Raw genomic sequence first — 16,974 nt, forward strand, 5'->3', positions numbered from 1 at the left:
GTCGCCGCTTACGCCCTTGACCAGCGTGTGCCAACCTGGACAGGTGGCAGTAAGCGCAGTGAAAACTCCGGTGTGTGTTTTGGGGCTCGGCCTGATCGGCGGTTCGGTGCTGCGTGCAGCCGCGGCGGCAGGCCGGATGGCGTTCGGCTACAACAGGTCGGCCGACGGGGTGAACGCCGCCGTCGCCGACGGATTCGACGCCACCACCGAGCTGGAGACGGCCCTGAAGCGGGCCGCGGCGACCGGTGCGCTGATCGTGATCGCCGTCCCGGTCCCGGCGCTGCCGATGCTGCTCGGCCCCATCGGCCGCCTGGCACCCGAATGCCCGTTGACCGACGTCACCAGCGTCAAGAGCCCGGTGCTCGACGAGATCACCGCCGCGGGACTGCAAGCTCGCTTCGTCGGCGGCCATCCGATGGCTGGCACCGCCCACTCCGGTTGGCCGGCCGGGCACGCCGATCTGTTCCAGGGCGCACCATGGGTGATCAGCGTCGACGACCACGTGGACCCGGCGGTGTTCGCTGAGGTGCTGGACCTGATTCTGGACTGCGGGTCGCTGGCGGTACCGGCGCGCTCGGAGGAACACGATGCGGCCGCGGCCGCCATCTCTCACCTGCCGCACCTGATGGCTGAGGCGCTGGCGGTGACGGCGGCCGACGTACCGCTGGCGTTCGCGCTGGCCGCCGGCTCCTTCCGCGACGGCACCCGGGTGGCCGGCACGGCTCCAGACCTGGTCCGGGCCATGTGTGAGGCCAACTGGCAGCGGTTGCTGCCGGCGCTGGATCGCGCGATCGCACTGTTGGCCGATGCGCGTGATTCGCTGTCGGCCTCGGATTCGGTAGCCGAACTGGTCAATCATGGGCACGCCGCCCGAACGCGCTACGACAACTTCCCCCGCAGCGAGATCGTCACGGTCGTCGTCGGTGCCAAGGACTGGCGCCGCGAATTGGCCGCCGCCGGCCGGGCCGGCGGGGTGATCAGATCCGCGTTGCCAACCCGGGATAGTCGATGACGAAGCCGTCGGCGTCGACGGTGATGGTGGTGCCGCGGGCATCGGTGCCCGGGGTGATCACCTTGATGCCAGGCTGGGTCCCGGCGCTGCTGTAGCTGGCGGTCGCCGCCACCACCGACATGTCGGGCAGGTTCAGGTACAGCGTGGGCAGGGTGATCGCTGCCGCCCGCTCGTGCAGCCGGGCCCGCCGGATCGGCAAGGTGTTGAAGAACGGGCTGAACAGCATGTCGATGTCCAGGGCACCGTCATAGCCGGCGCGGGACTGGCCCCGGGCGTCAGTGACCAGCCACATGTTCTCTTCGTCGCGGGCGATCACCAGCTGGCGTTCCCGTTCGGCGAGGGTGACCGTCAGCCCCAGCCGTTTGGTGGCGCCGGACTCATCGGTGTGCAGGTCGTAGTAGACGCCGAACGCCGGATGGTCGGCGGTGGCCCCGGCCACGATGCGGCCGTTGGCCCGAATCCGGTTTCCGGACAGCTGCACACGTACCGATTCCATCCGGGGGGCGTCGGGCGCGCGCCAGGTCAGAATCGCCGGCCACTGGCCGGACGGGGCTGCACTCACCAACCCACCGTAAGCGACCGGCCAACGATCCGCAGTGAGGCCCCCCGCCGCGCAAACTCACCAGAACCCGTTCATTTCCGGGTCCTACGCGGCAAGATGTCCTCATGAGCAGCGACCCGAGCGTGCCCGTCGACCCGCCTGCGGGCGAAGCCAGCACCCCGCCGCCTGCGGCGACGATGCCGTTCACCCGTGCCGGCGCGCTGTGGAGCGCGCTGATCGCTGGTTTTCTGGTCCTGATCGTGTTGCTGGTGTTCGTCACCCAGAACACGGATCCGGTCGACCTGGCGTTTTTGACCTGGACCTGGAGCCTGCCCAAGGGCGTGGCGATCCTGCTGGCGGCGATCTGCGGCGGGCTGGTGACCGCCCTGGTGGGGACCGCGCGGATCTTCCAGCTGCGTCGCGCCGCCAAGAAGACCCTCGCGGCCCGGCGGTAGCCCGCCGGATCAGCCCGCGGCTTCGCCGCTTTCGTCACCGCCGGGCAAGCGGGCCTGATTGCGCGGCAGCAGGTCCCAGACGTGCTCGGTGCCGTTCGTCGATGCCACCGCAGCCTGGCCCGACCGCGAGTACAGCAGCCGGGTGATCGACACATAGTCGATGGGAAACGACAGCAGCCGCTGGGTGCCCAGAACCTGGTGCAGGATCACGTTGATCACGCCACCGTGGCTGAACACCGCGACCGTGTCGTCGGGCCCGGAGCCGGCCACCACGTCGGCGACCGCGTCAGCGACTCGGGCGCAGAACGCAGCCTCGTCGACGTCGGCGGGCAGGTGCCCCTGCGCCATCCGGGCCCAATCCTGGGGCCGTTCGGTGCGCAACTGTTCGACGGGCAGATAGCCGGCCAGATCGCGGTCGTACTCGGCGAACCGCTCATCGATGTCGACGCTGCGGTCGAGCTGCGCGGCCAGCGGCTCGGCGGTCTGGATCGCACGACGCTGCGGGCTGCTGACCAGCCGGGTGATCGGGAACCGCGCCAGCGCGTCCGGCAGGCGTTGCGCCTGGGCGAAGCCGGTCTCGGACAACTCGGGGTCTGAGCCCTGGCCGTACTCGCTGCGCAGCGGGAGGGCATGGCGAATCAGCAGCAACTGCACGCGTTTCTCCTATGTCAAGCCGCTGCTTGTTGGCAGGGCTGAGTTCGGTTGTAGTGGTCGGTGTGGAGGCGCCCGAAGACGACGCGGCACAGGCGGCGTTTGAGGCAGCGCAGGGCTTCGCGGTTGGAGTCCCCGGCGTCGAGGCGTTTGCGATAGTAGGCCTGCCCGAGTCCGTCGAGGCGGATTTGAGTGATGGCGATGCGGTGCAGGGCGGCGTTGAGTTGGCGGTTGCCCGATCGGGTCATGCGGACGCGGCCGGCGGTGTTTCCCGACCACACCGGGATGGGCGCGGTTCCGGCGTGGCGGGCGAAGGCTGCCTCACTTTTGAACCGGGCGACCCCGGCGGTTTCACCGACGAGCTTGGCCGCAGTCAGCTCCCCGCAGCCCGGCAGCGCCAACAACGCCGGGCAGACGGCACGCACGCGTGCGCTGATCCGCTTGGCCAACTCGTTGATCGCCTCGGTGAGCCGGGTGATGTCGGTGAGCTCGTCACGGGCCAGCTCGGCGACCAGGCCGTCCATGGTGGCCAGCCAAGAGCCGAGGATGGTGCGGTGCTTGGGCAGATTCAGCGAACGAGCCTTAGGTGCGCGTTCGGGGTCGAGTTCGTGTACCCGCCACACCAATCGGTTGATCATTGCAGTCCGTTGCGCGACAAGGACTTCGCGGCGATCCACCAGCAGCTTCAGCTCCCGCGAGACTTCGTCATGGGAGGCGACCGGCAGATCCGGCTCGCGCAGAAATGCCCGGGCGACCGCCAGTGCGTCAATCGGGTCGGATTTGCCTCGAGTACGTGCCGAGGCACGAGTTTGGGCCATCAATTTCGGTGGCACCCGCACCACTTTCTGGTCAAAGCCCAGCAGGTCGCGCTCCAGCCGCGCCGATAGATGCCGACAGTCCTCGATCGCCCACACCACCTCAGCCCCGAAACGTTCCCGGGTCCACATCACTGCCTCGGCATGGCCGGAGGTGGTGGCTGTGACCACCTTCTCACCCACCTTGCGTCCCACTTCGTCGACCGCGACGCAGGTGTGGGTCCGCTTGTGTACATCGACTCCAACAACAACCATGGTGGTTGCCTCCATTCACTGTGAGGTGACGGTTGGGCCGGTCGGCGGACAAACCTCAGTCGGGGGCGATGCCACGCTCCTATCAAGTCACGCCGGCCGGTCCTTCACACCCGGTGCCGACAAAACGCGTGCACGCCAACCCAAAGGCGGCAGGCACCCTACGAGCCAGACACCAGATGATCAGGATCCAACTACCGCAACGCGGCACCTCACCCTGACACTGACTGTCACCCTAAGGGGCCAGTTCGGCCCGGCCTCACGGGGTGACGATGTTGAAGTTCGGGTCGGGGTTGTCCAGTGCACCGAGCAGGTTCGCCCAGGCGCTCTGGTCGCCGGAGACCTCCAGCCCACCATTGCCCAGCAGCGCCGCCAGCAGCGCCAGCTTGGTGGGCGCCGTGACGGTGACGTCCGCGCTGTCCGGGTCCGCCGGCGTCTTGCGGTGCACGAGCACCCCGTTGCGCAGGGTGAGGCGATAGTTGACCCCGGTGTCGGCGAACGAGACATCCAGAGCCAGCGCCAGATCCCAGGCCCGCGGCCCATTGATCCGGATCGCCAGACTCTCGAAGAGCTGCTCGGGGCTCAGTTGCGAGATCAGTGCCACCGAGGTGACCTGACCGACCGTGCCGAAGTTGCCGGTGCGCAGTTCGGTGGCGCCGGAGAGGAAGAAGTTGCGCCAGGTCGCGTTCTCCGCGCCGTAAGCCAGTTGTTCCAGCGTGTCGGCGTAGAGCCTGCGTGCCCCCGCGTGGTCGGCGTCGGTGAACATCGCATGGTCGAGCAGGGTTGCTGCCCAGCGGAAATCACCGTCATTGAAGGCTGCCTCGGCCAGTTCGACAACGCGGTCCACTCCGCCCAGCGCCGCCGTGTAGCGGGGTCCCAGGGCCTCGGGCGGGTGCGGCCACAACCGGGCCGGGTTGCCGTCGAACCAGCCCAGATACCGCTGGTAGACGGCTTTGACGTTGTGGCTCACCGAGCCGTAGTAGCCGCGGGCGTGCCAGGCGTTTTCCAGCGCGGGCGGCAGCTGGAACTGTTCGGCGATCTCGACTCCGGTGAAGCCGCGGTTGAGCAGCCGCAGCGTCTGGTCGTGCAGGTAGGCGTACAGATCGCGCTGCAGCCCCAGGTACTGCGCGATCCGCTCGGTGCCCCACGTCGGCCAGTGGTGCGAGGCGAAGACGACGTCGGCCCGCCCGGCGAAGGTGTCGATGGCCTCGGTGAGGTAACCCGCCCAGGCCCGCGGATCACGAACCAGCGCGCCGCGCAGTGTCAGCAGATTGTGCTGGTTGTGGGTGGCGTTCTCGGCCATGCACAACGCCCGGAATTGCGGGAAGTAGAAATGCATTTCGGCCGGCGCCTCGGTGCCCGGCGCCATCTGGAACTCGATCTGTACGCCATCGATGACATGGGACTCGCCGGTCTGGGAGATGGTGACGGTGGGGACGATGACCGACACCTCCCCGGTCGAGGTGTTCTGCCCCAGGCCGCAGCCGACCTGCCCGCGCGGGCCGCGGGACAGCACGGTGCCGTACATGTAGCCGGCCCGGCGCAGCATCGCGGTGCCGGCGTAGACGTTCTCGGCCACCACGTGCTCGATGAAGCCCTCGGGGGCGAGCACGGCCACCCGCCCGGCGTCAACGTCGGCCTGCGACGTCACGCCCAGCACGCCGCCGAAATGGTCGGCGTGACTGTGGGTGTAAATGACCGCGGTGACGGGGCGGTCCCCGCCGCGGTGCTCCCGGTAGAGCTTCAGTGCGGCGGCGGCGACCTCGGTGGAGATCAGCGGATCGATGACGATGACCCCGGAGTCGCCTTCGACGAAGGTGATGTTGGAGATGTCGAAGCCGCGCACCTGGTAGATGCCCTCGACCACTTCATAGAGACCCTGCTTGGCGGCCAGCTGCGATTGGCGCCACAGCGACGGGTGCACCGAGGTCGGCGGGTCACCGGCGAGGAAGTCGTAGCTGTCGTTGTCCCAGACCACTTGGCCGTCGGCGGCGGTGATGACGCACGGTGTCAGTGCGGCGATGAAGCCGCGGTCTGCGTCGGCGAAATCCGTTGTGTCGCCGAAGGGCAGCGCCTTGAGGTGCGCGGCGTGGGCGGCTTCGATCGTTGCACTCACCGGCTGGTTCTCCATGGCGTCCAGCTTGCCATCGACGCCGTGCCGCGGTGCGGTTGTCGCGTCAGTGGCGCCGACGCAACGAGGTCAATGCGTGGCGCAGTCGCGTGGGCCACGACGGGCGGGCGACCCGGTCGCGGGTCTCGCGGGCCTCGTGGGCGTAGTCGCGAATGGATTCGTCGCCTTCTTCAGCACGCATCAGATCACTTCTCCGGTGAGTCGTCGGGCGGGGCCGGCGGGTCTTCGGGAACCAGCCGTTCGGGCACCTCGGCAGGAGCGAGTCGTTCCGGCGGTTCCGCGGGCACCAGTCGTTCCGGCGGCTCTTCGGGAACACGCCGGTGTGGCGGCTCTTCCGGCCGGCCCGGTTCGGGTGGCAGTTCGGGATTCATCTGGGTCGCCTACCCGCGGGGCGGCGGGAGCAAACCCCGGGGCAGACGCACGGTGAACGCGGTCCGGCCGGGTTCGCTGCTGACGGTGATGGTGCCCCGGTGGGCCCGGACCACCGCCGAGGCGATCGCCAGCCCGAGACCGGTGCTGCCGCCCTTGCGCGACCGGGAGGTGTCGCCGCGGGCGAATCGCTGGAAGATCTCCGGCAGGAACTCCGCGGGGATTCCCGGGCCGTCGTCGGTGACGCTCAGCACGGCGTCATCTCCGTCGACACCCAGCCGAAGGGTCACCACGGTTCCCGGACCGGTGTGGACGCGGGCGTTGGTGAGCAGGTTGGCCACCACCTGATGCAATCGGGCGGCGTCACCGGGCACCGTCACCGGCTCGTCGGGCAGATCGAGTTGCCACTGATGGTCCGGTCCTCCCACGTGGGCATCGCTGACCGTGTCGACCGCCATTCGGGACAGGTCCACCGGTTCGTGCTCCAGCGGACGGCCGGAGTCCAACCGGGCCAACAGCAGCAGGTCTTCGACCAGTCGGGTCATCCGCTCGGTCTCGGACTGCACCCGGCTCAACGCATGCGCCAACGCTTGCGAGTCCGCTCCGTCTGATACCGGAATTCGTTGCGCCAATTCGGTGTAACCGCGGATCGCAGTCAGCGGCGTGCGTAACTCATGACTGGCGTCGGCGACGAACTGGCGCACCCGGGTCTCACTGTCCTGGCGGGTCGACAGCGCGGCAGCGATGTGGTCGAGCATCCGGTTGACCGCCGCGCCCAGTTGTCCCACCTCGGTGCGGGGATTGGCGTCGGATTCGGCGACGCGCACCGGCAGCGTCGCCTCACCGCGGTCCAACGGCAGGCCGGCGACTTCGCCGGCGGTCTGCGCGACGCGCCGCAGCGGGGTCAGTGCTCGCCGGATCACCACACTGCCGGCGGTGGCCACCGCGGCCACGGCGACCAGGGTGACCAGCCCGAAGATCAGCAGCACCCGGACCATGGTGTCGTCCACCGCGGCCAGCGGCAGCCCGGTGACGATCACGTCGTCACCACGTCGAGCGGTGGTCGCGACCACCCGGTAGCGGCCCACGCCGTCGAGGCGCCGCGTCACCGGGGGTTCGCCGGCCGACACATCGGTCAATCGCGTCGTGGCGGAAGGACTCAGCTCCTCCCGCTGACCCGAGATGCTCAGATAGCCCGCCTCGACGTCTTGACCAGACCCGGGAGTACTCCCGCTTTCCATCACGGCACCGACCATGCCGGCCGGCTGGCCGGGGGCGTCCAGGAAGTCCGGGCCGGGCCCCGGGCGCGGTCGGTGATGCCGATGTCCGGGCGGCGGCAGGGGCTGGCCGTGCAGCCGCGCGGAGCGGCGCGAGGCGTCGGAGAGCTGGTGGTCGAGTTGGCCGACCAGATACTGGTAGAGGGCCAGTTCCGTCACCGCGCCGATACCCAGGCAGGCCACGGTGAGCAGCACGATCTGACCGGCCAGCAGCCGCGCCCGCAGCGACCAGGTGCGCCACAGGCCGGCTTGCCGCGATTTACACAGCCGGCTTGAGCACATAGCCCGCACCGCGCAGCGTGTGGATCATCGGCGGTCGGCCGTTGTCGATCTTCTTACGCAGATAGGAGATGTAGAGCTCGACGATGTTGGCTCGGCCGCCGAAGTCGTAGTCCCACACCCGGTCCAGGATCTGCGCTTTGGACAGCACCCGCTTGGCGTTGTGCATCAGGTAACGCAGCAGCTCGAATTCGGTGGACGTCAACGTGATCGGATCACCGCCCCGGGTCACCTCATGGGAATCCTCGTCGAGCACCAGGTCACCGACCACGATCTGGGCCCCGGCCTCGGCGGTGCTCACCCCGGTGCGGCGCAACAGCGCTCGCAGCCGCAACACCACTTCTTCGATGCTGAACGGCTTGGTGACGTAGTCGTCGCCGCCAGCGGTCAACCCCGCAATGCGGTCCTCGAGGCCGTCCTTGGCGGTCAAGAACAGCACCGGCAGCCGCGGGTTGATCTCGCGCAGCTTGGGCAGGACGTCGAGTCCGCTCATGTCGGGAAGCATCACGTCGAGCACCACCACGTCGGGGCGTTCGGCCTTGGCGGCGGCGATCGCCGAGGCGCCATCCCCCGCCGTCGCGGTGGTCCAGCCCTCGTAGCGCAGCGCCATCGACACCATCTCGGCCAGCACCGACTCGTCGTCGACCACCAGCACCGTGATGGGCTTGCCGTCGGCGCGCGACATCACGACGCGTTCGACCGATCCCCGTGGCGCAGACATCACGTTCCAGTATGTCGGTCGCGCCGATATGTTCATCGCATGGCACGCTCACCGCAGGAAATCTTCGACCACCATCTCCAGGCTCTGCTCGCCCGCGACGTCGACGAGCTGCTCGTCGATTACACCGACGAATCGGAGCTGATCACCGCCGCCGGCGTAGCGCGGGGCAGCAGCGGCATCCGGGCCGCGTTCAGCCAGCTGTCCGCCGCGCTGGCCGACGCGAACTTCGAGATCAAGTCGCAGACCTACAGCGGCAACGTGCTGCTGCTGGAATGGACGCTGGAGGCAGCGGGTTTCAGCGTCGACGGAGTGGACACCTTCCTGTTCGGCGAGGACTCGATCCGGGTGCAGACGATCTCCCAGCAGGTCCGGCCCAATAGCTGACGCCGCTGGAAACGGGGCCCGCGAAATCACCGAATCGCTGCGGGCTGACGGGTTAGGTTTCCCCCCGTGAACCTCGAAGCGGTCGCGGACTGGATGTCCGCCCAGGGCCTGGGCGAGGGCCCGCTGGAAAACGTCACCGAGCTGTCCGGCGGCACCCAGAACGTCATGCTGCAGTTCACCCGATCCGGTCGCAGCTACGTGTTGCGGCGCGGCCCACGGCATCTGCGACCGCGCAGCAACGCGGTGATGCTGCGGGAGACCCGGCTGCTGGCCGCGTTGGCCGGCACCGATGTGCCGCATCCGGGATTGATCGCGGTCTGCGACAACCCAGCGGTGCTCGGTGACGCGGTGTTCTACCTGATGGAGCCGGTCGACGGGTTCAACGCGAGTGGGGAACTGCCCGCGCTGCACGCCGGCGACCCGACGGTCCGGTACGGCATGGGACTGTCGATGGCCGACGCGCTGGCGAAGCTCGGTGCTGTCGACCATGTCGCGGTGGGATTGGCGGACTACGGCAAACCCGACGGCTTCCTGGAACGCCAAGTGCCGCGGTGGCTTTCCGAGCTGGACTCCTACCGGCAGTTCGAGAACTACCCCGGGCCCGACCTGCCCGGACTCGACGACGTCGCCGACTGGCTGCAGCGCAATGTGCCGACATCCTGGCAGCCGGGGATCCTGCACGGTGACTATCACGCGGCCAACGTGATGTTCTCCCCCACCGGCCCGGAGGTGGCGGCCATCGTGGACTGGGAGATGTCGACCATCGGGGACCCACTGTTGGACCTGGGCTGGCTGCTGGCCACCTGGCGCCAGGATGACGGGTCCAGCGTGTTCAGCCACACGCTGACCGGCATGGACGGGCTGGCCTCCCCCGATGACCTGGTGCAGCGCTACGCCGCGGGCAGCTCTCGCGATCTGACGCACATCGGGTGGTACACGGTGATGGCCGCCTTCAAGCTGGCCATCGTGATCGAGGGCACCCTGGCACGGGCGTCGGCAGGCATGGCCCAGAAGGAAGTGGGCGATCAGTTGCACGAGGCCGCCGTCTGGCTCTTCGACCGGGCCCAGACCTGGATGGCGAGCGCGAAATGACGGAGCGTATCGACGACATCGACAGGATCGTTGAGGCCGACACACGGCGTCTGGTCGACATCTTCAAAGACCTGCACCGCAACCCCGAGTTGGGCTTTCAGGAAGTGCGCACCGCGCGCACCGCCGCGCAGGCACTGGGCAACCTCGGCTTCACGGTGACCACCGGGATCGGTCGCACCGGCGTGGTGTCGGTGCTGGCCAACGGCCCCGGCCCAGTGGTGATGTACCGGGCCGACATGGACGCGCTGGCAGTCCCCGAGACCACCGGCCTGGACTACGCCAGCAGCAACCCGGCACTGGGGCACATGTGCGGGCACGACGCGCACGTGACCTGGATGTTGGGGTTGGCCAAGGTGCTCGCCGAGACCACCGACTCCTGGGCGGGCACCGCGGTGCTGATCGGACAGCCCGCGGAGGAACTGATCACCGGCGCCCAAGCCATGATCGACGCGGGCCTCTATGACGTCGCCCCCCGACCGGACGCTTTCCTGGCGCTGCACACCGCGCCGGTACCGGTCGGCATGGTCGCCGCGGTCGGCGGAGAACGAATGGCCGGTACCGATCAGCTCGACATCGTGTTCCACGGCGTTGGCGGGCATGGGTCGATGCCCCAGCTGGCCCTCGACCCGGTGCTCATGGCGGCGCAGGCGGTCGTGCAGTTCCAAAGCATCGTCAGCCGGGCCGTCGCCCCCAGCGAGACGGCGGTGCTGACTGTCGGCTCGGTTCAGGCCGGCAGTACCTACAACGTCATCCCGGACCGGGCACTGCTCAAAGTCAATCTGCGCTGGTTCAACCCCGAGGTACGCGAAACGATGCTGGCCCGTATTCGGGCGATCTGCACGGGCATCGCACGCAGCTACGGCATGCCCGAAGACCGGCTGCCGGAGATCACCATGGCCGGTGGCGCCACCCCACTGGTCAACGACACCGCGCTGACCGACCGGGTGGCAACCGCGCTGGGTGATCTGCTCGGCCCGGACAACGTCGTGCGTCAGCTTCCCGCGCTGACCGGCTCAGAGGATTGCCACCTGCTCAAGGGACCGCACGTCGATGTACCGCTGGCATATCTGCTGGTCGGCGTGGCCGATCCACAGGTGTACGCGAAGTCCGCGGAAAAGGGCCAATTGTTCCCCTATACACCGCACTCGCCGGACTATATGGTCGACCTTTCCGCTATCCCGCTCGGAACCAGGATTGCAGCCCGTGCAATGCTTGAATTGCTTACTCCCAGTCGGTTTTAGTACTGATTACACTCCGCCGAGTTTCTGAAACACTTGTGCGGTCCACGAAGACGAGCTAAGGTGTATTGCTGTGGACGATCGTCACAAAGACCCAACCGTCGTGTTGCCCTACCTCGTGGGCAGGCCGCTAGGAGCGACCGAGGTCTACGAGGCATTCGGCTATCGCAAGTCCGCCTATTACAAGGCGGCCCATGAGGGCCGTCTGATCAGCGCGGACAATCTGATCCGAGTCGCCAGGTACTTCGGCCTCAACCCCGTCGACCTGCAGGTACGGTTCGGATTGATCGAGCACGACGCCGTCGCCGAATACCTGGAGTCCTCAGCGCGGCCGCTGCGGCTGGGTGATCTGAAGGCGGATCTGGACAAACCGCCCGTCTAACCGGACCGCCAGGAAGTACCGTCGACGCATGACGTCGGCGTTAATTGGTGCCACCGTGGCGGTGGCGCTATACACCCTGTGGGTACGCCGTGATACGTGGTGGTCGCGGTGGGAGATCGGTATCACCCTGGCGATCGCATTGGAGACGCTCGCGCTCGTACTGATGTCGCCATGGGCAGCCGAAGCCCTTGGCCCGGCGCTGCACCACGTCACCCGGATATGGAACATCCAGCAGCTGGCCGGTCACATCTGCTTCGTCGTCGCCATCGCGGCCAACATCTACCACGTGCTGGCCCGCCTGGCCGACTTCGACCAATTCCGCCCGCTGTTCCGCCTGCACGTGCAGTTCCCCCTACAGGCCGGCGTGGTGGCGATGGTGGCAGTGTTCCTCGTCGCCGACGCCGGCTATCGGCCAGACGGTTTCTCATCGCTTGGGGGCGGCGGCGCCTGGGCGCGCGCATACTGGGTGCTGCTGTCCCTGATGCTGATCTACCTGTCCGGCTACGCGACGCGGGTGCTATCGATGCTGCGATCCGATCCACGCGCCAAAGAGACCGTCGAGCTCTACACGGCCTCCACGGCCTTCGCGGTGGCGGCCATCATGGCGCTGTTGAGCAATGCTTGGTCCAAAGCCGATGTCAGCCCGCTGATTTGGCTGTGCGCATGTATATCCGTGGCGATCTTCGCCTACGGTTCGGCCCGTTCCTGGCAGGCCAAAGCCGCGTGGTTCACCAGCAGTGACCGTCCGGTTGCGCAGCAGAATCCTCCACAAGCCCTGTCGTGAGGGCACCCGATGACGTCCGGAATCATTGTCACCACATTGGCAGTCGTCGCCTATAGCCTCTGGGTTCGCCGCGACACCTGGTGGACGCGCTGGGAGAACGCCGCCACCTTTGCGTTGGCGCTGGAAGCCGGTGCGCTGCTACTGATGTCGCCATGGGCCGGAGCCAAGATCGGCCCGGTGCTGCACAACGGCCTCGGGGTGTGGAACGTTCAACAGCTGATCGGCCACCTGTGCCTGATCGTGGCCGTCACGGCGAACATCTATCACATGCTGGTGCGCCTGGCCGACCCCGATCAAGTGCGGTTCATCATGCGCCGCCAGCTGATGATCCCGATATGGTTGGGCATCGCCGTGATGGTGCCGGCCTACCTGCGCTCCGACCAGGACTACCAGCCTGATGTGTTCGCCGCACCCAGGACCGACGCCTGGATGGAGCTGTACCAGGTGGTCGGCTGTGCGCTGGTGGTCTACCTGAGCGCCTATGTCACCCGGCTGATGCTGACGCTGCGGCACGATCCGCGCGCCAAGCCCACCATCGACCTCTACCTGGTCTCGATGGCATTCGCCACGGCGGCATGCCTGATCGTGGTCGGTTCGACGTGGGTCGACGGTGACAACGCCAGCCCCGGGATCTGGCTCTGCATCTGCTTGGCGGTGGGCACGTTCGCCTACGGGTCCGCGCGATCCTGGCAAGCCAAGAGCGCCTGGTTCACCGCCAACGGCGACGAGTCGGTGATCGGCGCGCAATGACACCTGCGTTCATCCTGGCCACCGTAGCGATGGTCATCTACTGCCTGTGGGTTCGTCGCGACACCTGGTGGTCACGCTGGGAGGCCGGCGCCACCTTTGCCATCGCGATGGAGGGCCTTGCCCTGCTCTTGCTGACACCCTGGGCGGGCGCCGAGCTGGGGCCGACCCTCTACGCCCTGCTGGGGCGGTGGAACGCCCAGCAGGCACTCGGGCTGCTGTGCCTGTTCGCCGGGGTGATCGGAAACATCTACCACATGCTGGTGCGGCTCGCCGATCCCGCACACGTGGGGCCGATCATGCGCAAGCACCTCCTGGTACCGGTGGGCTTGTGCATGACGGTGATGCTGGTGGCGTTCTTCAAAACCGACCGGGGCTTCGAGCCAGACCTGTTCGCCACGCTGTCCGGGGATCACTGGGTGACCGCCTTCGAGGTGACCGGCAGCGCGGTGTTGCTGTACCTGACCGGTTACGTCGCTCGGCTGATGTTGTCGCTGCGGCACGACCACCGGGCCCGGACGACGCTCGTGCTGTACCTGGCGGCAATGACTTTCGCGATGGGGGCCTGCCTGGCCGGGATCATCTCGATCTGTATCGGCCGCGACGCCGGCCCGGCGATCTGGGCCTGCGTCTGTCTCTCGGTGTCGATCTTCGCCTATGGTCTGGCGCGGTCCTGGCAGGCCAAGAGGGCATGGTTCGCACCGAACGCCTCCGCGCGGCGCAGCGATAAACAAAGCGGGCACTCCTAGCCGACGAGGCGTGGCCCCGGTTCGTCAGGCGCCATCGAGTTCAGTCAACGCTCGCCTGAGCGCGGTGGCTTCGTCGGCGCCGACGCGTTCGACAAAGTGAACCAACGCGGCCTCGCGCCCGCCGGAGTCGGCGACCTGATCGAGCGCATACGACATCAGTTCGGCGACCAACTCGGCACGGCCCTGCGTCGGTACATACCGGTGGGCGCGATTGTCACGCCGCTGGACCACCAGGTTCTTCTTCGCAAGTCGTTGCAGCACAGTCATGATCGTGGTGTAGGCCAGGTTTCGCTTCACCGCCACCGACGCGTGGACCTCGCGGACGGTCAACGCCCCCGACGCCGACCACAGGCACTCCATGACCGTGCGTTCGAGATCACCCAACCCAATGCGCGCAGCCACAACCCATAACCTCCCGCGATGATCCGGAACACGACTACATCCCGACAGAAGGTAAGGCTAACCTAATTCAAAGAATTTGGGGTCCGGAGCGGCCACGCCGAGCCACACCCGGCCCATGAAACAGAAAAACCCCGGCAAAAGCCGGGGCAATCTGTCACCGATGAAAAATGTGCGCCCGAAGGGATTCGAACCCCCAACCTTCTGATCCGTAGTCAGATGCTCTATCCGTTGAGCTACGGGCGCCTGTCTTCAGTTGTCGGTCGAGCAAGCCCGGCCGTTGCGGAGGCGAGAGGATTTGAACCTCCGGTCCCCCGTAAAGGGGACAACTCATTAGCAGTGAGTCCCATTCGGCCGCTCTGGCACGCCTCCTCGAACTCGTTGAGGGTACCGGATCACTCCCCCAGTTCTGAAACCGCGGGGTGAGTGCGGGGAAGTAAGCCGCCGACGACACACATATGCTGTGGTCCGTGACCGCCCGACTGCGCCCGGAGATCGCCGCGCTGCCAGCCTACGTCGAAGGTAAGACGGTCCCCGGATCGATCAAACTCGCCAGCAACGAGACGGTGTTCCCCCCGCTGCCCAGCGTGGCCAAAGCCGTCGAAGCTGCCCTGGCCACCACCAACCGCTACCCGGACAACGGCTACGCCGCGCTGCGCGACCGGCTGGCCGAGCATGTCGGGTTCGGCCGAGAGCACGTGGCGGCCGGCTGCGGATCGGTGAGCCTGTGCCAGCAGCTCATCCAGATCAGTGCCGGCGCCGGCGACGAGGTGGTGTTCGGGTGGCGCAGCTTCGAGATCTACCCGCTTCAGGTACGCACCGCCGGCGCCGTTCCGGTGCAGGTGCCGCTGCGCGAGCACACCTACGACCTGGACGCGATGCTGGCCGCCATCACCGAGCGCACCCGGCTGATCTTCGTCTGCAACCCGAACAATCCGACCTCCACCGTCGTCGACCCCGACGCGCTGGAACGGTTCGTCGCCGCGGTGCCACCGCACATTCTGATCGCCATCGACGAGGCCTACGTGGAGTACATCCGCGACGGCCTGCTCCCCGACAGCCTGGGACTCGTGCGCCGCCACGCGAATGTGGTTGTGCTGCGCACGTTTTCAAAAGCGTACGGGTTGGCCGGTCTGCGTCTGGGCTACGCGGTCGGCGATCCGGAGATCATCACCGCACTGGGCAAGGTCTACGTGCCGTTCACGGTGTCCAGCGTGGCGCAGGTCGCCGGGATCGCCTCCCTGGACGCCGCCGAAGAGCTGATGGCGCGCACCGACGCGGTGGTCGCCGAGCGGGCCCGGGTGTCAGCAGCGCTGCGCGAAGCCGGGTTCGAGCTGCCGGATTCGCAGTCCAACTTCGTGTGGCTGCCGCTGGCCGAGCGCACCGCCGACTTCGTAGCCGCTGCCGCGGCGGCCCGCATCGTCGTCCGCCCCTACGGGCAAGACGGAGTCCGGGTGACCATCGGCGCGCCGGAGGAGAACGACGCGCTGTTACGGTTCGCACAGACGTACCGCTGAGGAGGAACGAAATGCACGCGACCGCGACCGCCACCGTCGCCGCATCCACCGCTCAGGTGTGGGCGGTGCTCTCCGACTACGAGGGCATGTCCAGCTGGGCCCCCGGACTGAAGATCACCGTGATCCGGCCGGGCACACCCGAGCCCAACGGCGTCGGCGCCCAGCGTCGCATCCAGGCGGTGCCGGGCATGGCGCCGCTGGTGGAGGAGATCATCGCGTTCGAGCCGGATCAGCGGCTGAGCTACCGGGGCGTCTCGGGCATCCCGTTCCGCAACTACGTCGGCAACGTGGCACTGCGGTCGACCGGATCCGGCACGGAGATCAGCTACACCGTCAGCGCCGACAACCGGCTGCCCGGCGTCGCCGCGGTGCTGGCCCAGGGCCTGCTGTTCGGCCTCAAGCGGGCCGTGAACAAGGCCGCCTGAGACGATGACCGCCATGAATGACGAGCTGGCCCGCAAGACTTTCAATGCGCTCAAGGAGCGCACCGGGGAGATCCCCGACGCCGAGATCGACGAGTTCTGGGCGACGCTGCCACCGGCCACCGTCGAGCAGATGATCGGCGAGTGGCGCGGCGGGGAGTTCGTCACCGGCCACAAGATGAACGGCCTGTTGGAAAAGGCCCGCTGGTTCGGCAAGACGTTCAACTCGATCACCGACGTGCAGCCGCTGGTGTGCCTGGACGAGGACGGCAACAAGTTCTCCAACACCCAACTCGGCAAGGGCGAGGCGAGCCTGTGGGCCGAGGAGTTCCGCGGCGAGGTGGTGGCGACCATGGTCTACGACGGTCAGCCCACCCATGACCACTTCAAGCGGGTCGACGACAACACCGTGCTGGGCATCATGAACGGCAAAGCGGGAGTGCTGGACAACGGGCGGTACTTCTACTTCTATCTCGAGCGGGTCTAGCGCCACGCCCTAAGCGTGATTGAGGCGGATCGCCACGATTCGCCATGCCGGCCGGCGGGAACCCCCTAGGGCATGTCTACCTACCGAGTACTGAACCCACAGGGCGAAGTCGTGGACACCAAAGACATCGCCAGTGCCGAAGACGCGCACGCCTGGTTCGTCGACGTCAAAGCCGACAACACCGAGCTGGGGTGGCGGATGGAGGTCGATCTCGACGGCCAATGGCGGTTCTTCGACGACACCGAAGGCGACCGCCGGTAAGCCGACCCG

General features: G+C 67.4%; 22 protein-coding genes and 2 tRNA genes. 13 read left to right on the plus strand and 11 right to left on the minus strand.

Annotated features, from left to right (window positions below):
• Nucleotides 1–70 precede the first annotated feature (70 nt).
• Nucleotides 71–1,012 carry a prephenate dehydrogenase gene (locus MJO54_RS22060; protein ID WP_046282738.1) on the plus strand — a complete coding sequence of 314 codons (942 nt, stop codon included), beginning with the start codon at nucleotides 71–73 and terminating at the stop codon, nucleotides 1,010–1,012.
• Here MJO54_RS22060 and MJO54_RS22065 read toward each other — a convergent pair.
• Nucleotides 978–1,574 (minus strand): putative glycolipid-binding domain-containing protein, encoded by a 597-nt coding sequence (locus MJO54_RS22065; protein ID WP_046282687.1) that lies wholly within the window; start codon nucleotides 1,572–1,574, stop codon nucleotides 978–980. The two genes, MJO54_RS22060 and MJO54_RS22065, sit on opposite strands and share 35 nt — an antisense overlap.
• A gap of 104 nt (nucleotides 1,575–1,678) precedes the next feature.
• Between MJO54_RS22065 and MJO54_RS22070 the strand changes: the two genes are divergently transcribed.
• A complete protein-coding gene (locus MJO54_RS22070; protein WP_046282686.1) occupies nucleotides 1,679–2,008 on the plus strand; it encodes a LapA family protein in 330 nt (109 codons plus the stop codon).
• 9 nt (nucleotides 2,009–2,017) lie between these two features.
• On the opposite strand, the gene MJO54_RS22075 is transcribed toward MJO54_RS22070, so the two are convergent.
• From MJO54_RS22075 to MJO54_RS22105, 7 genes are all read right to left on the minus strand, one after another.
• A complete protein-coding gene (locus tag MJO54_RS22075) occupies nucleotides 2,018–2,662 on the minus strand; it encodes a histidine phosphatase family protein (RefSeq protein ID WP_064891183.1) in 645 nt (214 codons plus the stop codon).
• 14 nt (nucleotides 2,663–2,676) lie between these two features.
• Nucleotides 2,677–3,744: an IS110 family RNA-guided transposase gene (locus MJO54_RS22080; RefSeq protein WP_207543225.1), complete on the minus strand. Its 1,068-nt coding sequence runs from the start codon at nucleotides 3,742–3,744 to the stop codon at nucleotides 2,677–2,679.
• 241 nt (nucleotides 3,745–3,985) lie between these two features.
• Nucleotides 3,986–5,857: an alkyl/aryl-sulfatase gene (locus MJO54_RS22085; RefSeq protein ID WP_105295341.1), complete on the minus strand. Its 1,872-nt coding sequence runs from the start codon at nucleotides 5,855–5,857 to the stop codon at nucleotides 3,986–3,988.
• Between the two features lie 46 nt (nucleotides 5,858–5,903).
• Nucleotides 5,904–6,038, minus strand: coding sequence for a hypothetical protein (locus MJO54_RS22090; RefSeq protein WP_256364631.1), 135 nt, complete (start codon nucleotides 6,036–6,038; stop codon nucleotides 5,904–5,906).
• Between the two features lie 4 nt (nucleotides 6,039–6,042).
• The gene (locus tag MJO54_RS22095; protein WP_064889696.1) at nucleotides 6,043–6,228 is read right to left on the minus strand and encodes a hypothetical protein; all 186 of its coding nucleotides are present in this window, start codon (nucleotides 6,226–6,228) and stop codon (nucleotides 6,043–6,045) included.
• Nucleotides 6,229–6,237: 9 nt separating this feature from the next.
• Nucleotides 6,238–7,785, minus strand: a complete 1,548-nt coding sequence (locus tag MJO54_RS22100) for a sensor histidine kinase (protein WP_105295340.1) — start codon at nucleotides 7,783–7,785, stop codon at nucleotides 6,238–6,240.
• The gene (locus MJO54_RS22105; protein ID WP_064889726.1) at nucleotides 7,763–8,467 is read right to left on the minus strand and encodes a response regulator transcription factor; all 705 of its coding nucleotides are present in this window, start codon (nucleotides 8,465–8,467) and stop codon (nucleotides 7,763–7,765) included. The genes MJO54_RS22100 and MJO54_RS22105 overlap by 23 nt, the downstream gene beginning before the upstream one ends.
• A gap of 75 nt (nucleotides 8,468–8,542) precedes the next feature.
• Between MJO54_RS22105 and MJO54_RS22110 the strand changes: the two genes are divergently transcribed.
• The 7 genes from MJO54_RS22110 (at nucleotide 8,543) to MJO54_RS22140 (ending at nucleotide 13,879) form a co-directional block, all read left to right on the plus strand.
• Nucleotides 8,543–8,887, plus strand: coding sequence for a nuclear transport factor 2 family protein (locus tag MJO54_RS22110; protein WP_105295339.1), 345 nt, complete (start codon nucleotides 8,543–8,545; stop codon nucleotides 8,885–8,887).
• Nucleotides 8,888–8,980: 93 nt separating this feature from the next.
• Entirely contained in the window at nucleotides 8,981–9,979 is a 999-nt protein-coding gene (locus MJO54_RS22115; RefSeq protein ID WP_105295343.1) for a phosphotransferase family protein, read from the plus strand.
• Entirely contained in the window at nucleotides 9,976–11,220 is a 1,245-nt protein-coding gene (locus MJO54_RS22120) for an amidohydrolase (protein ID WP_105295338.1), read from the plus strand. The genes MJO54_RS22115 and MJO54_RS22120 overlap by 4 nt, the downstream gene beginning before the upstream one ends.
• A gap of 70 nt (nucleotides 11,221–11,290) precedes the next feature.
• Entirely contained in the window at nucleotides 11,291–11,599 is a 309-nt protein-coding gene (locus tag MJO54_RS22125; RefSeq protein WP_046282676.1) for a hypothetical protein, read from the plus strand.
• Nucleotides 11,600–11,627: 28 nt separating this feature from the next.
• Entirely contained in the window at nucleotides 11,628–12,383 is a 756-nt protein-coding gene (locus tag MJO54_RS22130; RefSeq protein ID WP_064889705.1) for a hypothetical protein, read from the plus strand.
• Nucleotides 12,384–12,392: 9 nt separating this feature from the next.
• The gene (locus tag MJO54_RS22135) at nucleotides 12,393–13,133 is read left to right on the plus strand and encodes a hypothetical protein (RefSeq protein WP_064889707.1); all 741 of its coding nucleotides are present in this window, start codon (nucleotides 12,393–12,395) and stop codon (nucleotides 13,131–13,133) included.
• Complete coding sequence (locus tag MJO54_RS22140; RefSeq protein WP_046282673.1) at nucleotides 13,130–13,879, plus strand: hypothetical protein; 750 nt, start codon at nucleotides 13,130–13,132, stop codon at nucleotides 13,877–13,879. Before MJO54_RS22135 ends, MJO54_RS22140 begins: the two co-directional genes overlap by 4 nt.
• Before the next feature lie 24 nt (nucleotides 13,880–13,903).
• Here MJO54_RS22140 and MJO54_RS22145 read toward each other — a convergent pair whose 3' ends face one another.
• From MJO54_RS22145 to MJO54_RS22155, 3 genes are all read right to left on the minus strand, one after another.
• Nucleotides 13,904–14,281 (minus strand): BlaI/MecI/CopY family transcriptional regulator, encoded by a 378-nt coding sequence (locus MJO54_RS22145; RefSeq protein ID WP_256364630.1) that lies wholly within the window; start codon nucleotides 14,279–14,281, stop codon nucleotides 13,904–13,906.
• Between the two features lie 170 nt (nucleotides 14,282–14,451).
• Nucleotides 14,452–14,524 (minus strand) — tRNA-Arg (locus MJO54_RS22150).
• A 37-nt stretch (nucleotides 14,525–14,561) separates the two neighbouring features.
• A tRNA-Ser gene (locus tag MJO54_RS22155) sits at nucleotides 14,562–14,650 on the minus strand.
• A 98-nt stretch (nucleotides 14,651–14,748) separates the two neighbouring features.
• On the opposite strand from MJO54_RS22155, the gene hisC reads away from it, so the two are divergent.
• The 4 genes from hisC to MJO54_RS22175 all read left to right on the plus strand — a co-directional run bounded on the left by hisC (nucleotide 14,749) and on the right by MJO54_RS22175 (nucleotide 16,965).
• Complete coding sequence (gene hisC, locus MJO54_RS22160; protein WP_105295342.1) at nucleotides 14,749–15,795, plus strand: histidinol-phosphate transaminase; 1,047 nt, start codon at nucleotides 14,749–14,751, stop codon at nucleotides 15,793–15,795.
• An 11-nt stretch (nucleotides 15,796–15,806) separates the two neighbouring features.
• Nucleotides 15,807–16,220, plus strand: a complete 414-nt coding sequence (locus MJO54_RS22165) for an SRPBCC family protein (RefSeq protein ID WP_065042127.1) — start codon at nucleotides 15,807–15,809, stop codon at nucleotides 16,218–16,220.
• 13 nt (nucleotides 16,221–16,233) lie between these two features.
• Nucleotides 16,234–16,704, plus strand: a complete 471-nt coding sequence (locus MJO54_RS22170; RefSeq protein ID WP_046287115.1) for a DUF4334 domain-containing protein — start codon at nucleotides 16,234–16,236, stop codon at nucleotides 16,702–16,704.
• Between the two features lie 72 nt (nucleotides 16,705–16,776).
• Complete coding sequence (locus MJO54_RS22175; protein WP_064889711.1) at nucleotides 16,777–16,965, plus strand: hypothetical protein; 189 nt, start codon at nucleotides 16,777–16,779, stop codon at nucleotides 16,963–16,965.
• The last annotated feature ends 9 nt before the right edge of the window (nucleotides 16,966–16,974 follow it).

This window comes from Mycolicibacter virginiensis (assembly GCF_022374935.2).
Lineage (GTDB): Bacteria > Actinomycetota > Actinomycetes > Mycobacteriales > Mycobacteriaceae > Mycobacterium > Mycobacterium virginiense.

Excerpts from the sequence above, each read along its gene's own strand:
- MJO54_RS22070 (WP_046282686.1), top strand. The coding sequence starts at position 1,679 with ATGAGCAGCGACCCGAGCGTGCCCGTCGACCCGCCTGCGGGCGAAGCC.
- MJO54_RS22080 (WP_207543225.1), bottom strand. The coding sequence starts at position 3,744 with ATGGAGGCAACCACCATGGTTGTTGTTGGAGTCGATGTACACAAGCGG.
- MJO54_RS22085 (WP_105295341.1), bottom strand. The coding sequence starts at position 5,857 with ATGGAGAACCAGCCGGTGAGTGCAACGATCGAAGCCGCCCACGCCGCG.
- MJO54_RS22090 (WP_256364631.1), bottom strand. The coding sequence starts at position 6,038 with ATGCGTGCTGAAGAAGGCGACGAATCCATTCGCGACTACGCCCACGAG.
- MJO54_RS22095 (WP_064889696.1), bottom strand. The coding sequence starts at position 6,228 with ATGAATCCCGAACTGCCACCCGAACCGGGCCGGCCGGAAGAGCCGCCA.
- MJO54_RS22100 (WP_105295340.1), bottom strand. The coding sequence starts at position 7,785 with ATGTGCTCAAGCCGGCTGTGTAAATCGCGGCAAGCCGGCCTGTGGCGC.
- MJO54_RS22105 (WP_064889726.1), bottom strand. The coding sequence starts at position 8,467 with ATGTCGCGCGCCGACGGCAAGCCCATCACGGTGCTGGTGGTCGACGAC.
- MJO54_RS22110 (WP_105295339.1), top strand. The coding sequence starts at position 8,543 with ATGGCACGCTCACCGCAGGAAATCTTCGACCACCATCTCCAGGCTCTG.
- MJO54_RS22115 (WP_105295343.1), top strand. The coding sequence starts at position 8,981 with ATGTCCGCCCAGGGCCTGGGCGAGGGCCCGCTGGAAAACGTCACCGAG.
- MJO54_RS22120 (WP_105295338.1), top strand. The coding sequence starts at position 9,976 with ATGACGGAGCGTATCGACGACATCGACAGGATCGTTGAGGCCGACACA.
- MJO54_RS22130 (WP_064889705.1), top strand. The coding sequence starts at position 11,628 with ATGACGTCGGCGTTAATTGGTGCCACCGTGGCGGTGGCGCTATACACC.
- MJO54_RS22135 (WP_064889707.1), top strand. The coding sequence starts at position 12,393 with ATGACGTCCGGAATCATTGTCACCACATTGGCAGTCGTCGCCTATAGC.
- MJO54_RS22140 (WP_046282673.1), top strand. The coding sequence starts at position 13,130 with ATGACACCTGCGTTCATCCTGGCCACCGTAGCGATGGTCATCTACTGC.
- MJO54_RS22165 (WP_065042127.1), top strand. The coding sequence starts at position 15,807 with ATGCACGCGACCGCGACCGCCACCGTCGCCGCATCCACCGCTCAGGTG.
- MJO54_RS22170 (WP_046287115.1), top strand. The coding sequence starts at position 16,234 with ATGAATGACGAGCTGGCCCGCAAGACTTTCAATGCGCTCAAGGAGCGC.
- MJO54_RS22175 (WP_064889711.1), top strand. The coding sequence starts at position 16,777 with ATGTCTACCTACCGAGTACTGAACCCACAGGGCGAAGTCGTGGACACC.